This is a genomic window from Pseudoalteromonas translucida KMM 520, assembly GCF_001465295.1.
GTDB classification, from domain to species: domain Bacteria; phylum Pseudomonadota; class Gammaproteobacteria; order Enterobacterales; family Alteromonadaceae; genus Pseudoalteromonas; species Pseudoalteromonas translucida.
This window is the reverse complement of record NZ_CP011034.1, coordinates 1185931-1208865: the sequence shown is the minus strand read 5'-3', so window position 1 is coordinate 1208865 and position 22935 is coordinate 1185931. Positions and strand designations below refer to the sequence as shown.

17 protein-coding genes, 4 tRNA genes and 2 pseudogenes are annotated in these 22935 nt (G+C 39.9%); 15 read left to right on the top strand and 8 right to left on the bottom strand.

Going from position 1 to position 22935, the window contains the following annotated elements; translation table 11 throughout:
* Positions 1-66: 66 nt before the first annotated feature.
* From PTRA_RS05730 to PTRA_RS05720, 3 genes are read right to left on the bottom strand one after another with little or no spacing between them, the layout of a single operon-like run.
* Positions 67-1005 carry a class I SAM-dependent methyltransferase gene (locus PTRA_RS05730; protein WP_058373004.1) on the bottom strand — a complete coding sequence of 313 codons (939 nt, stop codon included), beginning with the start codon at positions 1003-1005 and terminating at the stop codon, positions 67-69.
* A gap of 2 nt (positions 1006-1007) precedes the next feature.
* Complete coding sequence (uvrB, locus tag PTRA_RS05725) at positions 1008-3002, bottom strand: excinuclease ABC subunit UvrB (protein WP_058373003.1); 1995 nt, start codon at positions 3000-3002, stop codon at positions 1008-1010.
* Entirely contained in the window at positions 2999-4375 is a 1377-nt protein-coding gene (locus tag PTRA_RS05720) for an MATE family efflux transporter (RefSeq protein ID WP_058373002.1), read from the bottom strand. Before PTRA_RS05720 ends, uvrB begins: the two co-directional genes overlap by 4 nt.
* Positions 4376-5426: 1051 nt before the next feature.
* On the opposite strand from PTRA_RS05720, the gene PTRA_RS05715 reads away from it, so the two are divergent.
* The 12 genes from PTRA_RS05715 (at position 5427) to nth (ending at position 14681) form a co-directional block, all read left to right on the top strand.
* Positions 5427-5503: transfer RNA gene (locus PTRA_RS05715), tRNA-Asn, on the top strand.
* Between the two features lie 21 nt (positions 5504-5524).
* Positions 5525-5601, top strand: a tRNA-Asn gene (locus PTRA_RS05710).
* Between the two features lie 22 nt (positions 5602-5623).
* Positions 5624-5700 (top strand) — tRNA-Asn (locus PTRA_RS05705).
* A 25-nt stretch (positions 5701-5725) separates the two neighbouring features.
* A tRNA-Asn gene (locus PTRA_RS05700) sits at positions 5726-5802 on the top strand.
* Between the two features lie 150 nt (positions 5803-5952).
* Entirely contained in the window at positions 5953-7896 is a 1944-nt protein-coding gene (locus PTRA_RS05695; RefSeq protein WP_058373001.1) for an EAL domain-containing protein, read from the top strand.
* Between the two features lie 274 nt (positions 7897-8170).
* Positions 8171-8752, top strand: coding sequence for an electron transport complex subunit RsxA (rsxA, locus tag PTRA_RS05690; protein ID WP_011327791.1), 582 nt, complete (start codon positions 8171-8173; stop codon positions 8750-8752).
* Between the two features lies 1 nt (position 8753).
* Positions 8754-9308 (top strand): electron transport complex subunit RsxB, encoded by a 555-nt coding sequence (gene rsxB, locus PTRA_RS05685; RefSeq protein ID WP_058373000.1) that lies wholly within the window; start codon positions 8754-8756, stop codon positions 9306-9308.
* 8 nt (positions 9309-9316) lie between these two features.
* Positions 9317-11617 (top strand): electron transport complex subunit RsxC, encoded by a 2301-nt coding sequence (gene rsxC, locus PTRA_RS05680; RefSeq protein WP_058372999.1) that lies wholly within the window; start codon positions 9317-9319, stop codon positions 11615-11617.
* Positions 11614-12672: an electron transport complex subunit RsxD gene (gene rsxD / locus PTRA_RS05675; RefSeq protein ID WP_058372998.1), complete on the top strand. Its 1059-nt coding sequence runs from the start codon at positions 11614-11616 to the stop codon at positions 12670-12672. The genes rsxC and rsxD overlap by 4 nt, the downstream gene beginning before the upstream one ends.
* On the top strand, positions 12669-13310 hold the full coding sequence (gene rsxG / locus PTRA_RS05670; RefSeq protein ID WP_058372997.1) for an electron transport complex subunit RsxG: 642 nt from the start codon (positions 12669-12671) through the stop codon (positions 13308-13310). Before rsxD ends, rsxG begins: the two co-directional genes overlap by 4 nt.
* A complete protein-coding gene (locus tag PTRA_RS05665; RefSeq protein ID WP_058372996.1) occupies positions 13307-14005 on the top strand; it encodes an electron transport complex subunit E in 699 nt (232 codons plus the stop codon). The genes rsxG and PTRA_RS05665 overlap by 4 nt, the downstream gene beginning before the upstream one ends.
* A gap of 40 nt (positions 14006-14045) precedes the next feature.
* A complete protein-coding gene (gene nth / locus PTRA_RS05660; protein WP_058372995.1) occupies positions 14046-14681 on the top strand; it encodes an endonuclease III in 636 nt (211 codons plus the stop codon).
* 314 nt (positions 14682-14995) lie between these two features.
* Here nth and PTRA_RS05655 read toward each other — a convergent pair whose 3' ends face one another.
* The 3 genes from PTRA_RS05655 to PTRA_RS05645 all read right to left on the bottom strand — a co-directional run bounded on the left by PTRA_RS05655 (position 14996) and on the right by PTRA_RS05645 (position 17445).
* Positions 14996-15877, bottom strand: a complete 882-nt coding sequence (locus PTRA_RS05655) for an NAD-dependent epimerase/dehydratase family protein (RefSeq protein ID WP_058372994.1) — start codon at positions 15875-15877, stop codon at positions 14996-14998.
* Between the two features lie 323 nt (positions 15878-16200).
* Entirely contained in the window at positions 16201-16815 is a 615-nt protein-coding gene (locus PTRA_RS05650; protein WP_157756042.1) for a hypothetical protein, read from the bottom strand.
* Positions 16816-16884: 69 nt separating this feature from the next.
* Positions 16885-17445, bottom strand: a complete 561-nt coding sequence (locus PTRA_RS05645; RefSeq protein ID WP_058372992.1) for a hypothetical protein — start codon at positions 17443-17445, stop codon at positions 16885-16887.
* 98 nt (positions 17446-17543) lie between these two features.
* Between PTRA_RS05645 and PTRA_RS05640 the strand changes: the two are divergent.
* Positions 17544-18140 (top strand): annotated as a pseudogene (locus PTRA_RS05640) (transposase); the annotation flags it as partial.
* A 73-nt stretch (positions 18141-18213) separates the two neighbouring features.
* Positions 18214-18693, top strand: a pseudogene (locus PTRA_RS05635) (transposase); the annotation flags it as partial.
* 38 nt (positions 18694-18731) lie between these two features.
* On the opposite strand, the gene PTRA_RS05630 reads toward PTRA_RS05635, so the two are convergent.
* Entirely contained in the window at positions 18732-19451 is a 720-nt protein-coding gene (locus tag PTRA_RS05630; RefSeq protein WP_058372991.1) for a hypothetical protein, read from the bottom strand.
* Positions 19452-19731: 280 nt separating this feature from the next.
* Positions 19732-20340, bottom strand: coding sequence for a hypothetical protein (locus PTRA_RS05625; RefSeq protein ID WP_058372990.1), 609 nt, complete (start codon positions 20338-20340; stop codon positions 19732-19734).
* A gap of 486 nt (positions 20341-20826) precedes the next feature.
* On the opposite strand from PTRA_RS05625, the gene PTRA_RS05620 reads away from it, so the two are divergent.
* Positions 20827-22734 (top strand): aminotransferase class V-fold PLP-dependent enzyme, encoded by a 1908-nt coding sequence (locus PTRA_RS05620; protein ID WP_058372989.1) that lies wholly within the window; start codon positions 20827-20829, stop codon positions 22732-22734.
* Positions 22735-22935: the final 201 nt, after the last annotated feature.

Genomic DNA, 22935 nt, shown 5'->3' with positions numbered 1-22935 from the left:
AAAAATGGCGCATGTATTATAAACATTGCGCCACGGCTTATTTTTTACTGGTAACTATTAACTAAATTAGGCTACTGTTTGCGACGTTTTATAAACAAGCGCTTTTAAGCTTCTGTCACGGTCTACTTCAATAAAACGCTCTGTAGCAGCTAAACGCTCAACAAACTCAATTGCGCCCTCTGTGTGCTCTGTAATTAAGGCTTTAAAAGCCTCTTCACTAAGCTCTGGGCTGTTAGCGCAAAGTAATAGCTGCGTTGTATCGCTTAATAGCTCAGGTAACCTGCGCAGCACTTTTTGATAGTCTTTCGTTAAAATAAAGCTGCCTTTTTGAAAGCTTGGCGGATCAACAATAATGAGATCAAACGGTGCTGCTTTTTTTAATTTACCAAACGACTTTAAAATATCATGCGGTAAAAAGCTCACCCCTTTATCAAAGCCATTGAGCTGATGATTTTGTTTACCCACCCTAAGCACGCCTTTGCTCATATCCATGTTCATTACATGATCGGCTCCGCCTTGCATTGCCGCCAGCGAAAACCCACAAGTATACGAAAATAAGTTAAGTACTTTTGCCTGTTTACTGTTTGCTTGCACAAACTCACGGCCGCTGCGCATATCAGGAAATATTCCAGTATTTTGGCGGCTGGTTAAATCAACTAAAAAGCCAATACCGTTTTCTTTTACCACATGCTGGCTAGGCAATTGCCCATAAACCAGAGTGTTTTGGCTTTGTACACCCGCGCGCTGCTGATACACAAAAGCAGTAATAAGCTCAGGGTGATGCTGCTGCGCCCATTGCCACAGCACACTGGTTAGTTCGCCCAGCGTTGGCTCATCTATTTCATCATAAGACACTAAAAACAAACTAGGTGGGTAAAAGTCTAAGTTAATATGGCTCAGCGCTTCTACGCTATGGCCGCGGCCATGAAACACGCGGCACAGCTCGTTTTTTAATAAAGGGGCATCGGCTAATGCGTCAATAAGTGGAGTAAAATTAGGGGTCATAGTTAATTTATCAACTGTTGTTGGAGTTCGTGTATTTCATCACGCACTGAGGCTGCTTTTTCAAATTCTAAATCACTGGCGTAAGCGTGCATTTTACTGTCGAGTTGCTTAATTTGCACTGTGATTTCTTTAGCACTAAGTACTTTTTTAGACTCTTTACGAATGAGTCTAAGGTTATCTTTTGGCCCTGCATCTTCACCTACGTCCATCGAATCTAGAATCTTTTTGGCTAACGAATGTGGTTCAATACCGTGTTCAATATTATAAGCATGCTGAATTTCGCGCCTACGTGCGGTTTCGTCCATCGCCTTAGCCATCGATTTTGTAATTCGGTCACCGTATAAAATTGCGCGCCCTTCTAAATGACGTGCGGCGCGGCCTACGGTTTGAATGATTGAACGCGCTGAGCGTAAAAAGCCTTCTTTATCGGCATCAAGTATTGCTACCAGTGCTACCTCAGGCATATCGAGGCCTTCACGTAGTAAGTTAATACCTACTAACACATCAAACACTCCAGCGCGTAAATCGCGAATAATTTCGACTCGCTCTACGGTGTCTATGTCTGAGTGAAGGTAGCGCACTTTTACATTGTGCTCACTTAAGTAGTCGGTTAAATCCTCCGACATACGCTTGGTTAGCGTGGTCACCAGTACGCGTTCACCTTTCTCAACACTTTTATAAATTTCTGATAGTAGGTCATCAACCTGGTCCCCCACTGGGCGCACTTCAATAAGTGGATCAAGCAGTCCTGTTGGGCGAATTACTTGCTCTGCAATTGCGCCCGCGCAGCGATCTAATTCAAAGTCGCCCGGGGTTGCCGATACATAAATTGTTTGTGGCGAAATAGCTTCAAATTCTTCAAAGCGCAGTGGGCGGTTATCCATGGCCGATGGCATTCTAAAACCATATTCAACCAGGTTTTCTTTACGGCTTCTGTCGCCTTTGTACATAGCGCCAATTTGCGACACTGTTACATGCGATTCATCAATAATCATTAATGCATCGTCGGGTAAGTAATCAAGTAAGGTTGGCGGCGGATCGCCCGGTGTACGCCCCGATAAGTAACGGCTGTAGTTTTCTATACCCGAGCAATAACCGAGCTCGCGCATCATTTCAATGTCGTACTGCGTACGCTGTGTTACGCGTTGCTCTTCTACTAATTTGTTAGCACTTAATAGCTGCGCTCGGCGATCTTTTAACTCTTCTTGTATTTTATCGATAGCCCCAAGAATTTTTTCACGCGGGGTTACATAGTGTGTTTTAGGGTAAATAGTGGTGCGCACTATGTGTTTTTCAATTGCGCCGGTAAGGGGGTCAAAAATACTTAAGCGTTCTATTTCGTCATCAAACATTTCTACACGTATTGCAAATGTGCTCGATTCTGCAGGAAATATATCAACCACTTCGCCACGTACTCGGTACGTGCCGCGGCTAAAGTCTACATCGTTACGGGTATATTGTATTTCGGCTAAGCGGCGTAGCATGTCGCGCTGATCCACTTTTTCGCCCACTTTTAAAAGTAGCATCATTTTCATGTATGATTTTGGATCGCCCAAACCATAAATGGCCGACACTGAGGCTACAATAATAGTATCGCGGCGCTCTAGCAGTGCCTTTGTAGCACTTAAACGCATTTGCTCAATGTGCTCGTTAATGGATGCGTCTTTTTCTATAAACGTATCACTAGAAACCACATAGGCTTCTGGTTGGTAATAATCGTAATAAGAAACAAAATATTCAACTGCGTTTTTAGGAAAAAACTCTTTCATTTCCCCATAAAGTTGCGCAGCTAAGGTTTTGTTATGTGCCATTATTATGGTTGGACGGTTTAAGTCGTTAATAATGTTAGCCATGGTAAAGGTTTTACCTGTGCCGGTAGCACCTAGCAAGGTTTGATGAGCAAGCCCGGCTTCAAGCCCTTCGCATAACTGCGCAATCGCGGTGGGCTGATCTCCCGCAGGCTTAAAGTGTGACTTTAGTTGAAAATGATCGCTCAATGACTGCACTCCTGTAACGATTGGTTACTTAATGTTTCAAGCTCTTTCATAAACCATTTATAGGCCACCAAAGCGGTAAATAAGTTACCCACAGCAGCGCCAATAAATAACCCCAATAAGCCAGCAAGTTCGTTGCCTATATACGCAAAGGGTAAATAAAAAATAAATAAGCGAATAATACTTAAAAACAACGCATTCATCGGTTTATGCAAAGCATTAAACGATGAGTTTGATAATATGATCACCCCTTGAAAGCCGTAACTTAATGGGATGGTGTAAATAAATAGTTTTATAACATCAATAACGGCTTGTTCTTTACCAAATAACTGGCTTAACACGCCTGCACTAGCAATTAGTAATATATAAATAATAAACTGCCAAACCATTACAAATTTTAATGTACCAATGTAAGCGTCTTTCACTCTTGATAATTTACTGGCACCAAAATTTTGGCTTATAAATGGCGGTAATGTCATCGACAGCGCCAATACTAACAAGCTGGCAATAGATTCTATTTTGCTCCCTACTCCAAATGCAGCAACCGCTTCGGGTCCATGATGAGCCACCAATGCGGTCATTACTGCCATTGCAACTGGCGTAAGCATATTTGCCCCAGCCGCAGGCAAACCAATTTTTAATATTTTACTAATAGCGCCAATAACCGTTTGTTTACCTGCTTTTAAGCTCAATAAACGTTTTTTTAGTAATATATATAAAATAACAACTACCGCTACCGACCAGGCAATAACACTAGAAATAGCCGCGCCTTCAATACCTAATGCCGGAATAGGTCCAAAGCCAAAAATAAGTATGGGATCGCAAATAGCATTTATTAGCCCTGCCCCCCCCATAACTAAGCTAGGGGTTTTGGTGTCGCCGCTGGCACGTAATACCGAGTTGCCAATCATGGGTGTTATTAAACACACGCTGCCTAAAAACCATATATTCATATACTGGTGTATTAGCGGTAATACGTTTTCACCGGCCCCTAATAAAGTAAATATGGGGTCAATAAACACATAACCAAAAAAAGATAATATAAGTACCAAAACCACTGCAACCAATAAAGAAACACTGGCATCAAAACGTGCTTCATTTACTTTGTGGCTGCCCAAGGCTTTTGCAATAACCGCAGAAGTGCCTATGCCCAAGCCAATGGCTAAGCTTATTACCATAAAAGTAACTGGGAATGTAAAGCTCACAGCTGCTAATGGCTCTGTTCCTAATAAGCTAATAAAAAACGTATCAACAATGTTAAACATCATCAAGGACACCAAACCAAATATCATTGGAATGGTCATTTTTTTTAGTGTTGGCGAGATAGGATCATTGAGTAAATCAGGGCGAGTATGTTTTTCTGAAATTACGCGCATAGAATAAGTTGGCCTCTTTTTACTGAGCTAAACATTTTAAAGCATCTGGGCAATTCAAGCCATGCTTTATTGAGTATAGAGGACTAAATACCCAACCAAGGAGTAAAGCTTGATTTTTAAGCCTTAGCGTATAAATTCACCTTGAGAGCGCCAAAAAACAAATATAGATCATTTAAATTACTTTTATAACATTTAATGCTTCATAAATGGTGCATTATCACACAACATATTTTTTTACTTTATCGTCACGAAAAGTTTTACTTATCGTTAGAGCCGCTTTCAGCATCAATTCGTAACGCACTGTTTTTTAATGATTTAAAAAAACATTTTTAAAGACTTGAAATCGTTGGAGCCCCCTAAAATACTGGGGGTACTGAAGTTCATAAAGTTTAATAAACAGAGTTATCCACAGAAACCGTGGATAACTCATTCAAAGCCGCATTTATAAAGGGGTTACAAGGGATCAAATAAAATCCCGTATTAAACTTATCCACGTTACCAATTTGAAAACTTTCTTGGGCTTTAATGTAAAGCTTGCTGTTAGCTGGAATCACCACCTTATTGAGTAATCTGAAGGTGTAAATAATATTATTTAAGCTATTGATTGTATTGTTTTTGTACAAACCTTTGCGGTTGGCTAATTATTAACTAATACGTAATTAAATAAAGATGTTTTTAATTTTTTCCATATTCGTTTCTTTTATTAAATTTTAGTATTAAATCGTTTTTAAGCGTTAAATTTTAAAAACCACACTGCCTGTGTAAGTACTTTACGGTAATGTTTTTGTAATATTGAGCACTATTTTTAGGTGTAATGGCTGTTTTTTGTATTTTAAATTAAGTAAATACGCCCTTTAATTTAATAATTTAAAAAAACAAAAGTGCTTTTTCATAAAAATGACGCGCTTTAATTTTGGCATTTGTGCTATAAAACGTGCAGATCGAACACAAAAACAACGAATAGAGTTCTTTTTTGTATTTATGATCTTTTATGTGTTGACACTTTGCGGCTGGATCATTAATATTTCGCCCCGTTGAAAGGCAAGACGCTTCCCCCTTAGCTCAGTTGGTTAGAGCGACGGACTGTTAATCCGCAGGTCCCCCGTTCGAGTCGGGGAGGGGGAGCCAAGTTTTTCAACCATAAACGATTCCCCCTTAGCTCAGTTGGTTAGAGCGACGGACTGTTAATCCGCAGGTCCCCCGTTCGAGTCGGGGAGGGGGAGCCAAGTTTATGTTTATGATAGTAGTTCCCCCTTAGCTCAGTTGGTTAGAGCGACGGACTGTTAATCCGCAGGTCCCCCGTTCGAGTCGGGGAGGGGGAGCCAAATCATAAAATAGCACTACTTTAGTTCCCCCTTAGCTCAGTTGGTTAGAGCGACGGACTGTTAATCCGCAGGTCCCCCGTTCGAGTCGGGGAGGGGGAGCCAATAGCTAATAATTCCATAGACATTCCTCTCAATATCTACTACCCTTTCTGATTAATAACTATAGTATATTCACTCAATTTTCGTGTTACGATTAGTTTATAAATCAAGGATTTGATTCCTTCCCTTTCTGACAATTAAAAGATTGAAAAAATGGCAGGCTTTAAAAAACTCATATTAATACAAACACTCTCTTGGTTAGCATGTGTTGCCGTTGGTAGTTATTTTATAGCTATTAGCTTTAATTACACAGTTAACGAAGCGCAAAAGAATGCACAAGCTACAGTTCAAAATTATATAGATGGTTTAACTTTATCTGATATATCAACAAACAATTTTAAACGCGCTATTACTAATAACGATACTTTTGCAAACTTCATCCTTAGAGACAATCAAGGAGCTGAAGTATTTAAAGTAACTCACTCCCCTGCACTGCCTTTTATTGCCGAATTTGTACAAACAAATTTTAACTCGGTACGTCCACAGTTTGTAGGCGGTAGTAATACTGATTTAAAAGTAGAATTTACACTTAATGTGCAACGCTTTGCACACTTATTACAAAGCGCGTTTTTTATTATTGTGCTTATTAGTACTTTTTTAGTCATTATTCCTATTGTGTTAATGAAGACTCTCTCTCATAGAGTAAATAAAAATATTAGTATGACCGTGGCTGATGTTATTGATGTTTATATAAATCAAAACCAGCTAGATCATGACCTAGAAGTAAGCCTTGATACAAGCCGACTTAAAAGCCAAGGAAAAAGCTTAGTTCCTAGCTTTAATCGTTTATCGCACTTTTTGAAAAGTAAAAATGAAGATCTTCAAAACGCAGCACTCACAATAAAACATCAAGCCTATAAAGACGGCGTAACCGATTTAGGCAATCGGAATATGTTTGTTGAGTATTATGAAAAAAATATAGAAAACAGCGAAAAAAGCACTTTTGGTACACTCGCTTTAATTAGATGTAGTGAACTGCAATCGATTAACCAAACCCGCGGTTATCAAAAAGGTGATGAATACATTAAAGGTGTGGCTGATATTATTAAGCACATTAGCGGCACCTATACTGGTAGCCAAGTATTTAGACTTAACAGCTCTGATTTTGTAGCTATATTACCTAATATACCGCTAAAAGAAGCCGAACGTTTTGGTGAAAACTTACAATCTCGCTTTACTCAGTATCAACAAACCCAAGAGCTTAGCTCAGTAGCTAATACTGGTATTGTTGCTTACGAAAAAGCAAAACCACTTGGCGAATTGCTCTCGATAGTAGATAACGCCATGAGTATGGCGCAATCAAAACATGCTAACGCTTGGCATGTACAGCGCGAAAGCGATTTAATTAATAATGTAAGTGCTGGATTTGGTAATCAAAATTGGCGCAAAGTTATAAATGAAGTAATTGAAGCAAAGCGTGTGCATTTAGTAATGCAAAATATTATGCCTTTGGGCAAAAATATTAAAGCGTATGCTGAGATTCAGGTGCGATTTAAAACCGAAGATAATCAAATGCTGCCTACAGCATCATTTTTAGCCATGGCCGAAAAACTTGATATGGCTATAGAAATCGACAGGCTAATTATTGACTCTTCACTTGAAAAAATAAAAAGTCGAAACCTTTCAGAAAAGTTTTTTGGTTTAAATGTTACGCCTTCAAGTGCGCACAACGACCAGTTTGTAATTTGGTTAGAACGCCGATTATTAAAAGACACCCATATTGCATCAAAACTTGTTTTTGAAGTAAGCGAGTTTGGACTACAGCAAAATATTAAAGCAAGTAAACGCTTTATTGACATGATTCATCGTGTTGGTGCTCGCATAACAGTTGAACGCTTTGGTGTTGGCTTAACGTCGTTTAAGTTTTTCCGCGATTTAAAACCAGACTTTATTAAAATGGATGCCAGTTATACCCGCGGCTTAGAAGATGATAAAAACAATCAATATTTTATGCGCTTAATGGTCGACTTAGCACACAGAATTGGTGTGAGTGTTTTTGCTGAAGGGGTCGAAAGCCAAGAAGAAAAGCACATTATAGAAACCCTGTGCTTAGATGGTGTACAAGGTTATTACATAGAAAAACCTAAAGACATTTGATCTAAGGGCGTATTTAACCAAAGTTTAGGTTATTTAATTAATAAAAAGAGCACTTGTTGCTCTTTTTTGCTTTATTTTCAGTACTGCTTAGTACTTTAAACCCATACTAAAACCATAACGTTAAGTAAACTCTACAAACAAATTACAGTAATTTTACATCTTCATTATGCGTTAATTATTTTACCCTATTTATTTGACTGATAACTACTCCACATGTTGTTTATCTCGGCAGAAAAATGGATAATGCATTGGATTTTAATAGCGCGAGGCACACATGACAGAATATGTATTGTTATTGATTGGCACTGTTCTGGTTAATAACTTTGTATTAGTACAATTTTTAGGCTTGTGCCCATTTATGGGGGTGTCGAGTAAACTTGACACGGCTATAGGTATGTCTTTGGCTACCACTTTTGTGCTTACCCTTGCCTCTGTAACCAGCTATTTAGTTAACCAATATATTTTAATACCGCTGGATATTACCTATTTACGCACCATGAGCTTTATTTTAGTCATTGCCGTGGTAGTACAATTTACTGAAATGGTAGTACGTAAAACAAGCCCTACTTTATATCGCTTGCTGGGTATATTTTTACCCCTTATAACCACAAACTGTGCTGTATTAGGCGTTGCATTACTTAATATCAAAGAAGATCACTCCTTTTTACAGTCGGCGGTTTACGGTTTTGGTGCCGCAGTTGGCTTTTCTTTAGTACTTGTATTGTTTGCTGCCCTGCGAGAGCGCCTTGCAGCGGCCGATGTTCCTACCCCCTTTAAAGGTGCCTCTATTGCCTTAATTACCGCAGGCTTGATGTCGATGGCATTTATGGGATTTACCGGATTAGTGAAGTTTTAATATGACCTTGTTTTATGCATTAATAGCACTAGGCTCACTGGCATTAGTTTTTGGCCTAATTTTAGGGTTTGCCGCTATTCGCTTTCGGGTAGAAAGTAACCCTATTGTTGAGCAAATTGATACCATTTTACCGCAAACTCAATGCGGCCAATGTGGCTACCCTGGCTGTAGGCCATACGCCGAAGCAATTGCCAATGGCGACGAAATAAATAAATGCCCTCCTGGCGGCGAAGCCACCATGAAAAAGCTCGCCGATTTAATGGGCGTTGACCCCAAGCCATTAGCTGGCGGAGAGCAAGCTGAACCAATTAAAACTGTGGCTTATATTCGCGAAGACGAATGCATTGGCTGTACCAAGTGTATACAAGCATGCCCGGTTGACGCCATTGTTGGTGCAACTCGACAAATGCATACTGTATTAATTGATGAATGTACTGGCTGCGATTTATGCGTAGAGCCCTGCCCTGTAGATTGCATTGATATGCTCCCTGTAGCCGAAACTAAACAAAACTGGAAATGGCAGTTAAATGCAATTCCCGTTACACAAATAGATTAGAGGTTTGAGTGGATAAGTTACTTGAACAAATAAAAAAAGGGGTCGTTTGGCCATTCCCTGGCGGCGTTCACCCACCACAACAAAAATCGCTCTCTAATAGTGCCAGTATTACTCGCTTACCACTACCCGACAAACTCGTCGTTGCACTTAAACAGCACATAGGTGCAAACGGTAAACTTATTGTTGAGAAGGGCCAGCACGTTTTAAAAGGCCAAGCTTTAACCACACCTACTGCTAACTGGTCGGTGCCTATGCATGCGCCAACCTCAGGCACAATAACCGACATAAAATTAATGCCTTCGGCGCACCCTTCTGCCCTACCTGAACTGAGTGTAATTATTGAACCCGATGGTAAAGATTTATGGTGCGAGCTTAACCCAATTAAAAACCCAGCAACGCTAAGCCACGATGAACTTATTAATATTATTCATCAAGCGGGCATTAGTGGTATGGGAGGCGCTGGTTTTCCAACTTATGTTAAAGCCGATACCAGGCAACCTATCGAGTTTTTAATTATTAATGCGGTTGAGTGCGAACCTTATATAACAGCTGATGACATGCTAATGCGCGAGCATGCCAAGCAAATAGTGCAAGGTATTGAGCTAATGCAACAACTGCTCAATCCTACGTTATGCATTGTGGGGATAGAGGACAACAAACCAGAAGCGATTGCTGCAATGATACAAGCAGCGGAACATAACAGCTTAATATTGGTGCAAAAAGTGCCCACTATTTACCCCTCTGGTGGCGAAAAACAGCTTATTAAACTGCTTACTAATCGCGAAGTGCCTAATAATGGCATTCCGGCAGATGTTGGTATACTGGTACATAACACCGGTACTTTATTTGCTATACAACAAGCCGTTTATGAAGGAAAACCATTAATTGAGCGCGTAGTCACAGTAACGGGTAATACTATTCATAAACCTGGGAATGTATGGGCTTTATTAGGCAGCGAAATAAAGCATTTGCTCGATTGCCAAGGTTTTTCACCTGTACCACAACAACAAGTAATTATGGGCGGCCCAATGATGGGCTTTACCCTGCCAACAATTCGCATTGGCGTGGTAAAAACCACTAACTGTATACTTGCGCCCGATCATAAAGAGCTTGCAGAGCCCGGCCCAGAAAAAGCCTGTATACGCTGTAGCGCCTGTGCAGATGCTTGCCCTGCTTCTTTATTACCTCAGCAATTACAATGGTTTGCTAAGTCAAAAGAATACGACAAACTACAAGAACATAATTTGTTTGACTGCATTGAATGCGGTGCATGTGCCTACGTTTGCCCAAGTGAAATACCGCTAGTGCAGTATTATCGGGTTGCAAAGGTAGAAATAAAAGAGCAGCAGGCAGAAAAAATTAAAGCAGATCGTGCTAAAGAGCGTTTTGATGCGCGAAAAGAGCGCCTTGATCGCGAACAAGCTGAGCGACAAAATCGCCATAAACGTAAACCTGCAGTTAAAACACCAGACGAAAAACAAAAAGTAGCCGATGCTTTAGCAAGAGTTAAAAGCAAATCAGCTAATAGCGATGAAAAATCAGCCGTAGCCGCTGCTATTGCCCGTGCTAAAGCTAAAAAGCAACAAGGCGATGCACTTGAACCAGATAATAGCGAAGTAGCAAAAGAACGCGCATTGCGTAAAGAACAAGCTCGACAATATAAAGAGCAAAAAGCACAAAGTGATGAGCCAGCAAGCCCTGATGATAAAAAATCAGCCGTAGCGGCTGCTATTGCTCGCGCTAAAGCGAAAAAAGCCGCACAACTAGCAGACGCTGAAAATGCCACTGACGATGCGCCGCTAAACAATGCACCTGTTGATGACAAAAAAGCTGCTGTAGCCGCAGCTATTGCTCGCGCTAAAGCGAAAAAAGCCGCGCAACTAGCAGACGCTGAAAATACCACTGATGATACACCGCAAAACGATGCGCCCGTTGATGACAAAAAAGCTGCTGTAGCCGCCGCCATTGCTCGCGCCAAAGCGAAAAAAGCCGCTAAAGCATTAGCCGATGCTGAAAGTACAACTGACGATACACCGCAAAACGATGCACCCGTTGATGACAAAAAAGCTGCTGTAGCCGCCGCCATTGCTCGCGCCAAAGCGAAAAAAGCCGCTAAAGCATTAGCCGATGCTGAAAGTACAACTGATGATGCGCAAGTAACGAGCGCTGTTGAGAATAACGACGCCGCATCTAGCCCTAAAACCGACGAGCCTAAAGCGAACGATGACAAGAAAAAAGCCGCAGTAGCTGCTGCTATTGCCCGCGCAAAAGCCAAAAAGTCTCAAAAAGAAGGAAATGATCAGTCGTGAAATTAACCATGGCCAGTTCGCCTCACAGCCATAGCCATAAATCGTTAACCCGATTAATGCTTTGCGTTATTGCTGCGTGTATTCCTGGGCTAATTGCTCAGATCATCTTTTTTGGTACAGGTGTGCTTATTCAGCTCATATTAGCGCTGATTGCTGTAAGTGTATTTGAAGCTGCAGTAATGCTACTTCGCAAACGCCCCGTTTGGCCTGCGTTAAGTGATGGCAGTGCGTGGCTTAGCGCAGTACTACTTGCATTAAGTATTCCGCCATTAGCTCCTTGGTGGATAGTTATTATTGGCTGTTTATTTGCCATCGTTATTGTTAAGCAGCTCTATGGTGGTTTAGGATTTAATTTATTTAACCCTGCTATGGCCGCTTATGTATTATTATTAATTTCGTTTCCGGTACAAATGACCGCGTGGATGCCAATTACCGAGTTATTAAATACTCCGATTGGTTTTACCGAGCAGCTTAGGGTTGTTTTTACCGACTTTACTGCCACCGGCTTTAGTTTAGATCAAGTACGTGCAGGTATAGATGGCATTACTATGGCAACCCCACTGGACACTATTAAAACAGATATTGCCCATGGTTTAACCGTAACCGAAAGCATGCAAAAGCCGATATTTAATGAGTGGGCTGGCCATGGATGGGTGTGGGTTAACTTAGGCTTTTTAGCCGGTGGTTTATACCTTTTAAAAGAAAAAATAATTAACTGGCATATTCCAGTAAGTTTTATTGCAAGCTTAGCACTGTGCAGTGGCATAGGTTATATAGCAGCGCCCGGTACAGAGCCCGGTATAATATTTCATCTATTAAGTGGTGCCACTATGATGGCTGCATTTTTTATTGCTACCGATCCGGTGTCGGCTGCCACAACCAATAAAGGGCGCTTAATTTATGGCGCAGCAATTGGCTTATTAGTGTATTTAATTCGCACTTTTGGTGGCTTCCCTGATGCTGTTGCTTTTAGTGTATTACTGCTCAATATTGCTGTTCCCTTAATTGACTACTATACCCAGCCGCGCACTTATGGCCACGGAGTAGCAAAATGATACTATCCTCTATGGCTAAAAACGGCGCTATTTTAACTGCTTTTGCATTAGTGACTACAGGGCTGGTTGCCTCTATTAATGTGCTCACCGCTGATAAAATAGCAGAGCAAGAGCTATTGCACCTTACTTCGCAATTACAAGAAGTGCTCGACCCTAGTACTTACGACAACGAGCTATCAACAGATTGCGTTATTATTTCAGATGAACGACTAGGCCCTTACGCTAATCAAGTAATTTACCGTGCCCGTAAAAATAATCAACCTGTAGCTCTTGTTGTAAGGCACGTAACGCCAAGTGGTTACAGTGGTGACATTAACTTACTAACCGCAGTTTTAAGTGATGGTAGTATTGCTGGTGTGCGTACTACTAAGCACGCAGAAACACCAGGACTTGGTGATAAAGTAGAAGTTAAAAAATCATCGTGGATCACCGCCTTTAAAACGTTAACTGTACAAAGCAGTAGCGATGCACGTTGGGCGGTTAAAAAAGACGGTGGCCAGTTTGATCAATTTACCGGTGCAACCATTACACCTCGCGCTGTGGTTGGCTCGGTAAAAAATGCCGTATTATTTGCTCAAAGTGAATTTGATACTATTTTTGCAGCACCTAATGCCGAATGTGTAGAGGTAACTAAATGAGTGAATTAAAAACACTATATAAAGACGGTATGTGGGTCAACAACCCTGCCCTAGTACAGCTATTAGGCCTTTGCCCACTGCTTGCTGTTACCTCCACCATTACCAATGCCCTTGGCCTTGGCTTAGCAACCTTACTGGTATTAGTGGGCTCAAACGTAACGGTATCGTTTGTACGTAACTGGGTACCTAAAGATATTCGTATACCGGTATTTGTCATGATTATTGCTGGCTTTGTAACTATAGTGCAGCTGTTAATGAACGCTTATACCTATGGGCTTTATCAGTCGTTAGGTATTTTTATTCCGTTAATTGTTACTAACTGCGCCATTATTGGTCGCGCTGAAGCATACGCGTCTAAAAACCCAGTTCACTTATCGGCGTTTGATGGGCTAATGATGGGTTTGGGTTTTATGATTGTGCTTGTTGTTTTAGGCGCAATGCGCGAGCTAATTGGGCAAGGCACTTTATTTGATGCCGCCGACTTGTTACTTGGCCCATGGGCACAAAGCCTGCGCATTGAAGTATTTAGCTTTGATAATCAATTTTTACTCGCAATTTTACCACCGGGTGCCTTTTTAGGTCTTGGGCTACTTATTGCCGCTAAAAATGTAATTGACGCACAAATAAAGTCAAAACAAGTTACCCCACCAGAGCCTGAAAAAGGCCCTCGTGCTCGTGTTACTAGCTTAACTTAATAGGAAAAGCGCACATTAATAAAGTGTGCGCTTAAGTAATATGAATAAAGAAAAACGCCACCAAATTCTTACTCGCTTACGCGATGATAACCCGCACCCAGAAACCGAGCTTGAATACTCAAGCCCGTTTGAGTTACTTGTAGCTGTAACGCTCTCAGCGCAAGCAACCGATGTAGGCGTTAACAAAGCCACTCGAAAGCTGTTCCCTGTGGCTAACACACCACAAGCCATTTTAGATTTAGGGCACGATACACTTCGAGATTATATAAAAACCATTGGCTTATTTAATTCTAAAGCGGCAAACGTTTATAAAATGTGCCAAATTTTGGTGGATGAACACAACAGCATAGTTCCCGAAAACCGAGAAGCACTAGAAGCCCTACCTGGCGTTGGCCGAAAAACCGCAAACGTAGTACTCAACACCGCGTTTGGCTGGCCTGTAATCGCCGTAGACACGCATATATTTCGTGTTTCTAATCGTACTAAACTTGCTATGGGTAAAGATGTTGTAGCCGTTGAGCAAAAGCTTGAAAAAGTAGTGCCTAAAGAATTTAAAGTTGATGTACACCACTGGCTTATATTGCACGGACGTTATACCTGTGTGGCGCGCAAACCTAAGTGTGGTAGTTGTATCATCGAAGATTTATGTGAGTTTAAAGATAAAACTGAAGAATAAAAAACAGCTAAATAGCTGCTTGCTTGATTTATTTACAGTGAAGAGCACTTCTGTCTAATTTCTTGGATTGCTTAGATGAATAAGTCTTACTTGATCTGTCAAATCCAACTAATAGGACTCGATCAAATCTGACAGTCCCATATGTGCCATTAACGGGCCTCAAGGCGTGAATCTGAAACTTTTTGTTGGGTGGCGCCTTCGGCTTAACCAACCTACCTTTTGACGTTACTGTACGGGGTAGGTCGGATAAGTGGCGAAGCCACGCCATCCGACAAAAATGATGAGTTTACTAGAAACAGCCCGACTTACCGCGTTTAGCTGCGTTTTAAAATTGGCAATACTTCTGCTGTTTCAGAATCTAACATTTCCAAAACGCTTTCAAAATCATGTATAGGTGACCAACCTAATTTCTCACGTGCGGACGATGAATCATATACGCGATCTAAGCATTGAGGTAATTGCCAATTTCTTTGTTTAAATGCTAGCGCGATTTCTGGGCACTTACGCTTGATGACAGATCCAGCTTCAGTATATAAAGCTTCGCAATCAGAAAGATGAAAAGGTGTTGTACCTGAAATTATAAAACGATTAAAACCGTTTAAACGTTTTTCCACAGCACATAAATGAGCACTTGCTACATCTCGAGCATCAATACCACGAGTCAGACGAAATACCGCCATTAAATCCGCAGCCTCAGGAAAACATCTCGACATTTGCAGCACAGTCACTGGAAGCTGAAACAGGTTTGAAATTTCTTTTAGCTTAGTTTCAGCATCAATTTTACTTTTATGGTAAATCGACTTAGGTTGCGGAGTAACCTCCTCATTAATCCAACCTGAAATACCTTTCGGAGTCGAAGCATAACCGTACAACGCAGTTGTACTGGTAAAAACAAAATGCTTAATACCTGCTTTTACGCCAGACAAAGCCAGTTTCTCAGTCGCGTCTACGTTGATAGATTTAAACTCAGAATCAGGCACTAAACCAACATGAGGAGCATGAAGAGCCGCTGTATGAATGATGACATCAATATTTTCAAGAACCCCATCAATCAGAGCACTATCACGAATATCACCAATGTAATCGGCTGTTGAACAAGGTGTTTTATCAATACCGACTACGTTATGTGTTCGCATTAATTTAATATAGATCGCACGCCCTACTCTACCCGCAGAGCCTGTTACCAATATTCTCATTTACAGCACCTTCTTAATGATTTACCTCAAAGCAGCTAACAATTTAATAGTGTGCAAATAGCGTATTTATTTGCTATTGCTAGCTCATCTCTACATAGTTTTAACAAATTACCTAAGATATTACTAAGTTTTCTAAAGTTTTTATGTAAAGTTAAATGAAACAATATACGCGCGCCGCTCATTACCTCCAATTAATGAGCAAACAACATTGACCAATCTGTTAACTATTATATTTAGTCAATCGCAATGACTGGTTTTCGCTCTAGGCGGACTTCGCCAAAGTGCCATTAGCGGACTGTCGTAACCTTAGTCACTAGTTATATTTATTTTTTAGTGGCTTCAGTCTCTAATAAAGCTAACTTCTCTTTTAAAACTGTTAGTTCAGCTTGTTGTTTTTTAATGACTTCTGTAACTTTTGAGATGTTCAGATATAGCCTCTCAGCATCTGTATTAGACTTTAAATCTATAACACCAGATGCTGCCAAGTGTGAGGCTAATAAAAGTCCAATTACTAAATAATAAAACATTAAAATAATTTGAGCTCCGAATTCTCTTAAATGGTAATTCCTAATTTTTTTATAAGTATCAACTTTAAGAGAAAGTGACTTCCCTTTTTTGGAAAGTTTGAAAGCTAAGGTTGCTATCCTATAAAATATTTTAATTCGCTCTACGAAACCCACTTTTTTACCCAAAATAAAAGTAGAAATTGTCTGCACTGCGTAGTTAACATTTATTATAAAAAGTAATATACCGACTATGAGTAATGACCAAGTACCGATTTCTATTATTATCTGGTCTTCTACAGGCACACCTTCTTTCTGCTTGTAAAGTATACTTGAACCAAAGATAACGCCGGTTGATATTCCAACATTTCGGACATGATCGAAAATAGCTTTAGGGTCTTTGGAAAATAGATTAGTTTTTACATTTTCTGTCACTTCAGTAAACCTCGACATAAATATAATGCCTAAATAACAAGCTAAAATGGAGCGAACAGCCCACTGTTTTTAGTCCTTGTTGATTTTCTTGTTAGGCTTATATTGATACATAGCCTCGATGTTTTTTTTAATATCTTTGATTTTAATTTTAGTACCTAAAACATCTTCAATTTGCATACTTATTGCTTCGTGTAATTCATCGTTAAAAAAACTTCGAACCTCATGCTGAAAGTCATCAATTCCATATGATACTTCAAAATATTCAGATTCCTTTAATACGACACTAGTATTTTTAATAGAAAAAACTGAACGACGTGTTTCTGGATCTCTAATTGCGTCTGAAGCGTTAACATCAAGTTGATCATAGTCTGGATACCTAAGAGCGTTACCCCAACTAGAATTTTTAGCTATCTTTTTAATTGATGTAAGGATTATTGGTCTTAACCCTGTATTTACAATTTTTATATACAATACTGGTGGTGGGTCATCAGGATCTTGCGACATATCATAAACAATTTCTGACCATGAAATCACCTTTGCACGATCTCTATATATATTAAATATAGTAACCGCTGCACTTATAGCAGAAATAAAAACCGCAATTATAGAAATTAATAATGGAGTTTGCACATGACTTCCTTGTAAGCCTAACGCTTTGCTAAGCGGCAATAAAATAGCTGGCGAAAATTAGAGAGGAACGAGCAAAAGCCAGCTGTTTTTTGTCCGTACTAGACAGTATTAAAAATGCGATGCCATTAACTCTGGATGAAGGAGTCATTGTGCCTAATCAAATGCTCGTTGAAGTGCTTATTACGCAGTTTAAAGTGTTATTAAAAGGTATTGAAAAGCTCGATAAAGCAATAAAATCGGCTTATAAAGCCCAGCAAGATAAAAAGATATTTGATAGCTTACCCGGTGCAGGTCCACAACTCGCCCCACGTTTACTTGTTGCTTTTGGGAGCAATCGTGCGCGTTACAATGATGCTGCAGAACTTCAAAAGTACGCTGGTATAGCGCCTGTTATTGAGCGCAGTGGTCAAAAGATGTGGACGCATTGGCGTTATAGTTGCCCCACTTTTTTAAGGCAAACATTTGTAGAATGGGCAGGCTTTTCTATTCGTTATTCATTTTGGGCTAAAGCGTATTATGAGCAACAAAAAGCCAAGGGTAAGCCGCATAGCAGCATTATTAGATCACTGGCATTTAAATGGATAAGGATTGTATTTAGGTGTTGGAAAACGAATACACCCTACGATGAATCGACGTATTTAGCTGCATTAAAACGCAGAGGCTCACCACTTTTAAAATTTGCAATTAATAGCTAAATTTTACTAGTCGTCCACCTCAGGGCGTGTTGTTCCTCAACTCAAACATCTAATGCAGGCAATAACCCGATTTGATGACGAAATTAAAACGCTTTATAAGCAACATTCAGATCGCGCTATTTTTGATAGTTTACCAGGTGCAGGACCACAATTAGCGCCTCGGTTATTAGCCGCTATGGGGTCAAATCGTGACCGTTATAAGTGCGCTGCTGACATACAAAAATACGCAGGCATTGCCCCTGTTACCGAGCGCAGTGGCAAGAAGGAATGGATACACTGGCGATATTCGTGCACTAAATTTTTAAGGCAAACATTTGTTGAATGGGCAGGATTATCTGTGCGTTATTCATTTTGGGCAAAAGCATATTATCGGCAGCAAGAGGCCAAAGGAAAACCCCATAATACCATCATCAGATCATTAGCATTTAAGTGGATAAGAATACTATTTAGGTGCTGGAAAACACATACGCCCTACGATGAATCAACTTACTTAATCGCATTGAAAAGTAAGGGATCACCGCTGTTAAAATTTGCGGTGGAAAGTGAACTTTAGTGCTTGCTGTCCACCTCAGGGCGTGTTGTTAACCCTTTTTAGGCAGGGAGCATAAATTCTATTTTTTCACTATCATGGCTTTGTGTAATTGCAGGAGCTACATTTTCAAAGTGAGATAAAAATGCAGTAGCCTCTGTTGAAGCTGCCTGTATATGGTCTCGAATATATGGAGATAAAGCTATTCCTGCATTTGTAGCCAAAGGCACAAAATTTATGAAAATGTCATCATTTGTTAAGCCAGCTGCAACTGCGTCAGCTTCAAATTGATCTGCATTGAGGTAGTTACGAATTAATTCTCTCGCACTACTTCTTAACCTAGATTGGCTTCTAGGCATATCTAATAGTAGTGATAAATCTCCCCAAGAAATACCAACATCAAAGAAGCCACCTCCCTCTTCATTTGGATTAGCAGGGAAATTTACATAAAAGTATTTAGATGTATCTGTTGGAGAAGATGAATTCTGAACATGGTAATTATAAATTGTTCTAATTCGATTGGCATTGTTATGGTGTCTTGCATTTCTAATGGCAAGAATTACACATAACTCAGGCGTTGCATACCAATCTACGGGTGAATCAAGCTCTTGCTGCATTAAGTCGTATAGATTAGAAAAAGCATTCAACATAGCATTTACTGAAGTTTCAATATTCCCAACAGCTTCGGGTCGATCTATAGTGATCAATTGACCTAATTTAAATTGCGCCTCGATAAGAACTCTAAAGGTTTGTGCTAGATCTTCAAATGAATGGCTCAGCATGATACATCTCCGTTGTATGCTTAAAGGGTTAACAACTTTATCAGAGGACACTTTCCCTTTTTTAGCGTGAAAACGTCCTTATTTTTCGAACTTACATTAATAGCAAACAGTTTAAGTCATTGCCAGCTATAAATATTATGCTTTCTGTTATTTATATAAACATGTAAAAAAGAGGAAGGTGTCCTCTTATTCTTACTAAGTTAATGACGATCCACTTGAATGACAGCTACTCGCTCACAGCCGAACTTCGTAAAAGTGCCAACGGCGGACGGTTAGAGCATTATTCCGGGATCCCATTTTCTGCTATTTCTAGTGATTTTAAATAAATTGGGTCAAAGTGAATAAAAATACTGTTTACCATAAAATCTGTAGCTTCTTCACCTGTCAAACGTCTATTTTTCTTAGACTCTTGTGGTGCTGGATATCTTGATCTCCATTTTACACACTCACTTAAATAATTGAGTGTTTTTTTAGCTTGCTTCGGATTTTCAATTAACTTAAACAAACCAATTTCATTAGCTAGTACGACTAAATCATGACCTTTATTCATTTGAACACCAAGTTTATTAATTTTTGCACTGCCAATTTCACCAGAACCATTCATTGTCATTTCTAATTCAATAGACTCTGGTTTGTGCTTTAACAGAATCCCTTTAAACAGAGTTTCAAGCGCATACCCATATAATAAACTCGCAGAACCATTCAAATGTAGTGAGTTTTGCCAGCGCTCTTCATGCCCTTTATGAGTATCAGCAACACTGGATAGTTCCTGACGTAAAGCATTTGATGACTTTGTTAATTCTAATGCGGCAGTAAGTAACCCATCAGCTTTAAATAACCATAAATCAAAACATTGAATTGAATCTAGGAACCCCTGTGCTTCTGACATATTGTAAATATACCTATGAATTATCGCCTAACAGCTTTAGCAGAGAACACTTTCCCTATTTTAGCGCGAAAACGTCCTTATTTTATGATTTTTTATTAATAGCAAATAGCGTAACCTATTGCCAGCTATAAATATCATGCTTATTGTAGGTTATTTCACTATGTAAAAAAGGGAAAAGTTCCCTTTTAGTGCTTAGTTAATGCCAATTAACCCTGACTGACCGCTTCTCGCTCATAGCTGTAAGTCAGATATGAGCTACTTCAACTCAATAATTAATGCGCATTCCAGTATTACTTTTTGTTTATTAAAGTAGGTGCCTGACTTTAGTCACCTTTGATTTTTCATACCTTGTAAGTCAATTTAAATAAAATCTATTTATTCGTGATTTTGCGCATTTAATAGAACATTTTCAAAGTATTAATTTCACAAGTATCAATCCTTTGGTTATGCTACTAAACATTATGAAATTTTATTGCGAAAACGCCTATGTTACCTTTACTTCGTATCTTGTTAATTGAGCAAGACCCTATCATCTTGCAAGAGCTTTCAACGAATCTATCGAAAACGATCCCTAATTTTGAGCGAAATGATGTTCATATCGACATAATTGAATGTCTTGATCTCAAGCAAGCGTTGGAATATGTAGAAGAAGATGGTGATATTCAAGCTGTGGTTCTCAGTTGGGATGTGCACAACAAGGGCGAGAGAACATATAGTCGCTTTATCGAGCAGTTAAAAGGGATCCGTATCGAGTTGCCTGTGTATGTTATCGGCGACGACACTAAAGGATTAGAAATAGTTAACGAGTCGGGGGAAATTGAGTCTTTCTTTTTTAAAGATGAGGTGATTTCTGACCCAGAAGCAATTTTAGGTTATATGATCAACGACTTCGATGATCGAGGAGAAACCCCATTCTGGACGGCATATCGCCGTTATGTTGGCGAAGCAAACGATTCATGGCACACACCTGGCCATAGCGGCGGTTCTAGCTTTAGAAACTCCCCTTATATCAAAGATTTTTATCAGTTTTATGGCCGTAATGTATTTGTTGGCGACCTGTCGGTTTCAGTCGATTCGTTAGGTTCATTGTCAGACAGTACCAATACCATTGGCCGTGCTCAAGAATCAGCAGCGGCGACGTTTGAAGTTAAGCATACCTATTTCGTTACGAACGGTTCATCTACCTCAAATAAAATCATTTTACAGACCCTGCTGCGCAAGGGCGATAAAGTAATCATCGACCGAAATTGTCATAAGTCTGTGCACTATGGCATCTTGCAATCAGCTAGCTTTCCCATTTATTTATCGAGTATTTTAAATCCTAAATATGGGATCTTCGCGCCACCTTCGTTGGCCGACATAAAGCAGGCGATCGAGCAAAATACCGATGCAAAATTGCTGGTTCTCACTGGTTGCACTTACGATGGCTTACTTAGCGATCTGAAACAAGTGGTAGCTTTTGCCCATCAACATGGTATTAAAGTGTTTATCGACGAAGCGTGGTTTGCTTACTCCCTTTTTCACCCCAGCTTACGCTATTATTCTGCCATTCATGCTGGGGCCGACTATATCACCCATTCTGCGCATAAAGTGGTATCGGCGTTTTCTCAGGCGTCTTATATTCATATTAACGATCCTGATTTTGATGCCGATTTCTTTCGAGAGATTTACAGTATTTACGCCAGCACATCGCCGAAGTATCAACTTATAGCGTCACTTGACGTGTGCCAAAAGCAGTTAGAAATGGAAGGCTATAAGCTGCTCAATGCCTTGTTAAAACATGTGGAAGAATTTAAACAACAAATGGCCTCGCTTAACCATATTAAAGTGCTTGGTAAGCAAGACTTTATGGAAATATTTCCGCATTTTAGCGGAGACAATATGGGCCATGATCCACTAAAAATTCTCATCGACATTAGTCAATTACCTTATTCATTAAAGGATATTCATAAATTCCTGCTAGATGAAATTGGGCTAGAAATAGAAAAATACACCCACAGCACCATCTTGGTTTTACTGACGCTTGGAGGCACACGTTCGAAGATCATTCGTCTGTACAATGCATTAAAAAAACTCGACAGCGGTAAGGTGAAGCTCTCAACATCGTCGCGTCGCTCCCGCTTGCCGGAGAATTTGCCTGCCATCGACCTAGCTTGTATTCCAAGCGATGCTTTTTATGGCGAGCGCGAATCTGTGCCTATTAGCAAAAGTAACAACCGCATTTGTGCCGGTTTAGTTACGCCATATCCACCTGGCATTCCACTGTTGGTTCCGGGACAGCATATCACTGAAGATCATATAGAGTATCTGAAAGAATTAGCGGGACAAGGATTGACGATTCAGGGAAGCTTCGATGGCGAGATCTATGTTCTAAAAGGCAAGGTTAAGAAGTAGGTTATAGTCTTTTTACTGGGCAGCAGTGTCGCTAGGCATTGCTGCTGTATAAAGCGTTATTGAGATAATTTTTTGCTGCCACTCAGTAATTACTATTTTAATGTTTAGCTGTATTTTATTTAGCGAGTAAATAGTTTAGTAATAGAAAACGGCATTATTAGTATTAAAAGGCTCAACAGATCTGTTGAGCCTAAAACACCG

What these genes read in the sequence shown, in the direction of transcription:
- PTRA_RS05730 (WP_058373004.1), bottom strand. Translation starts at nt 1,005, where the DNA reads ATGACCCCTAATTTTACTCCACTTATTGACGCATTAGCCGATGCCCCT.
- PTRA_RS05720 (WP_058373002.1), bottom strand. Translation starts at nt 4,375, where the DNA reads ATGCGCGTAATTTCAGAAAAACATACTCGCCCTGATTTACTCAATGAT.
- PTRA_RS05695 (WP_058373001.1), top strand. Translation starts at nt 5,953, where the DNA reads ATGGCAGGCTTTAAAAAACTCATATTAATACAAACACTCTCTTGGTTA.
- rsxA (WP_011327791.1), top strand. Translation starts at nt 8,171, where the DNA reads ATGACAGAATATGTATTGTTATTGATTGGCACTGTTCTGGTTAATAAC.
- rsxB (WP_058373000.1), top strand. Translation starts at nt 8,754, where the DNA reads ATGACCTTGTTTTATGCATTAATAGCACTAGGCTCACTGGCATTAGTT.
- rsxG (WP_058372997.1), top strand. Translation starts at nt 12,669, where the DNA reads ATGATACTATCCTCTATGGCTAAAAACGGCGCTATTTTAACTGCTTTT.
- PTRA_RS05665 (WP_058372996.1), top strand. Translation starts at nt 13,307, where the DNA reads ATGAGTGAATTAAAAACACTATATAAAGACGGTATGTGGGTCAACAAC.
- nth (WP_058372995.1), top strand. Translation starts at nt 14,046, where the DNA reads ATGAATAAAGAAAAACGCCACCAAATTCTTACTCGCTTACGCGATGAT.
- PTRA_RS05655 (WP_058372994.1), bottom strand. Translation starts at nt 15,877, where the DNA reads ATGAGAATATTGGTAACAGGCTCTGCGGGTAGAGTAGGGCGTGCGATC.
- PTRA_RS05630 (WP_058372991.1), bottom strand. Translation starts at nt 19,451, where the DNA reads ATGCTGAGCCATTCATTTGAAGATCTAGCACAAACCTTTAGAGTTCTT.
- PTRA_RS05625 (WP_058372990.1), bottom strand. Translation starts at nt 20,340, where the DNA reads ATGTCAGAAGCACAGGGGTTCCTAGATTCAATTCAATGTTTTGATTTA.
- PTRA_RS05620 (WP_058372989.1), top strand. Translation starts at nt 20,827, where the DNA reads ATGTTACCTTTACTTCGTATCTTGTTAATTGAGCAAGACCCTATCATC.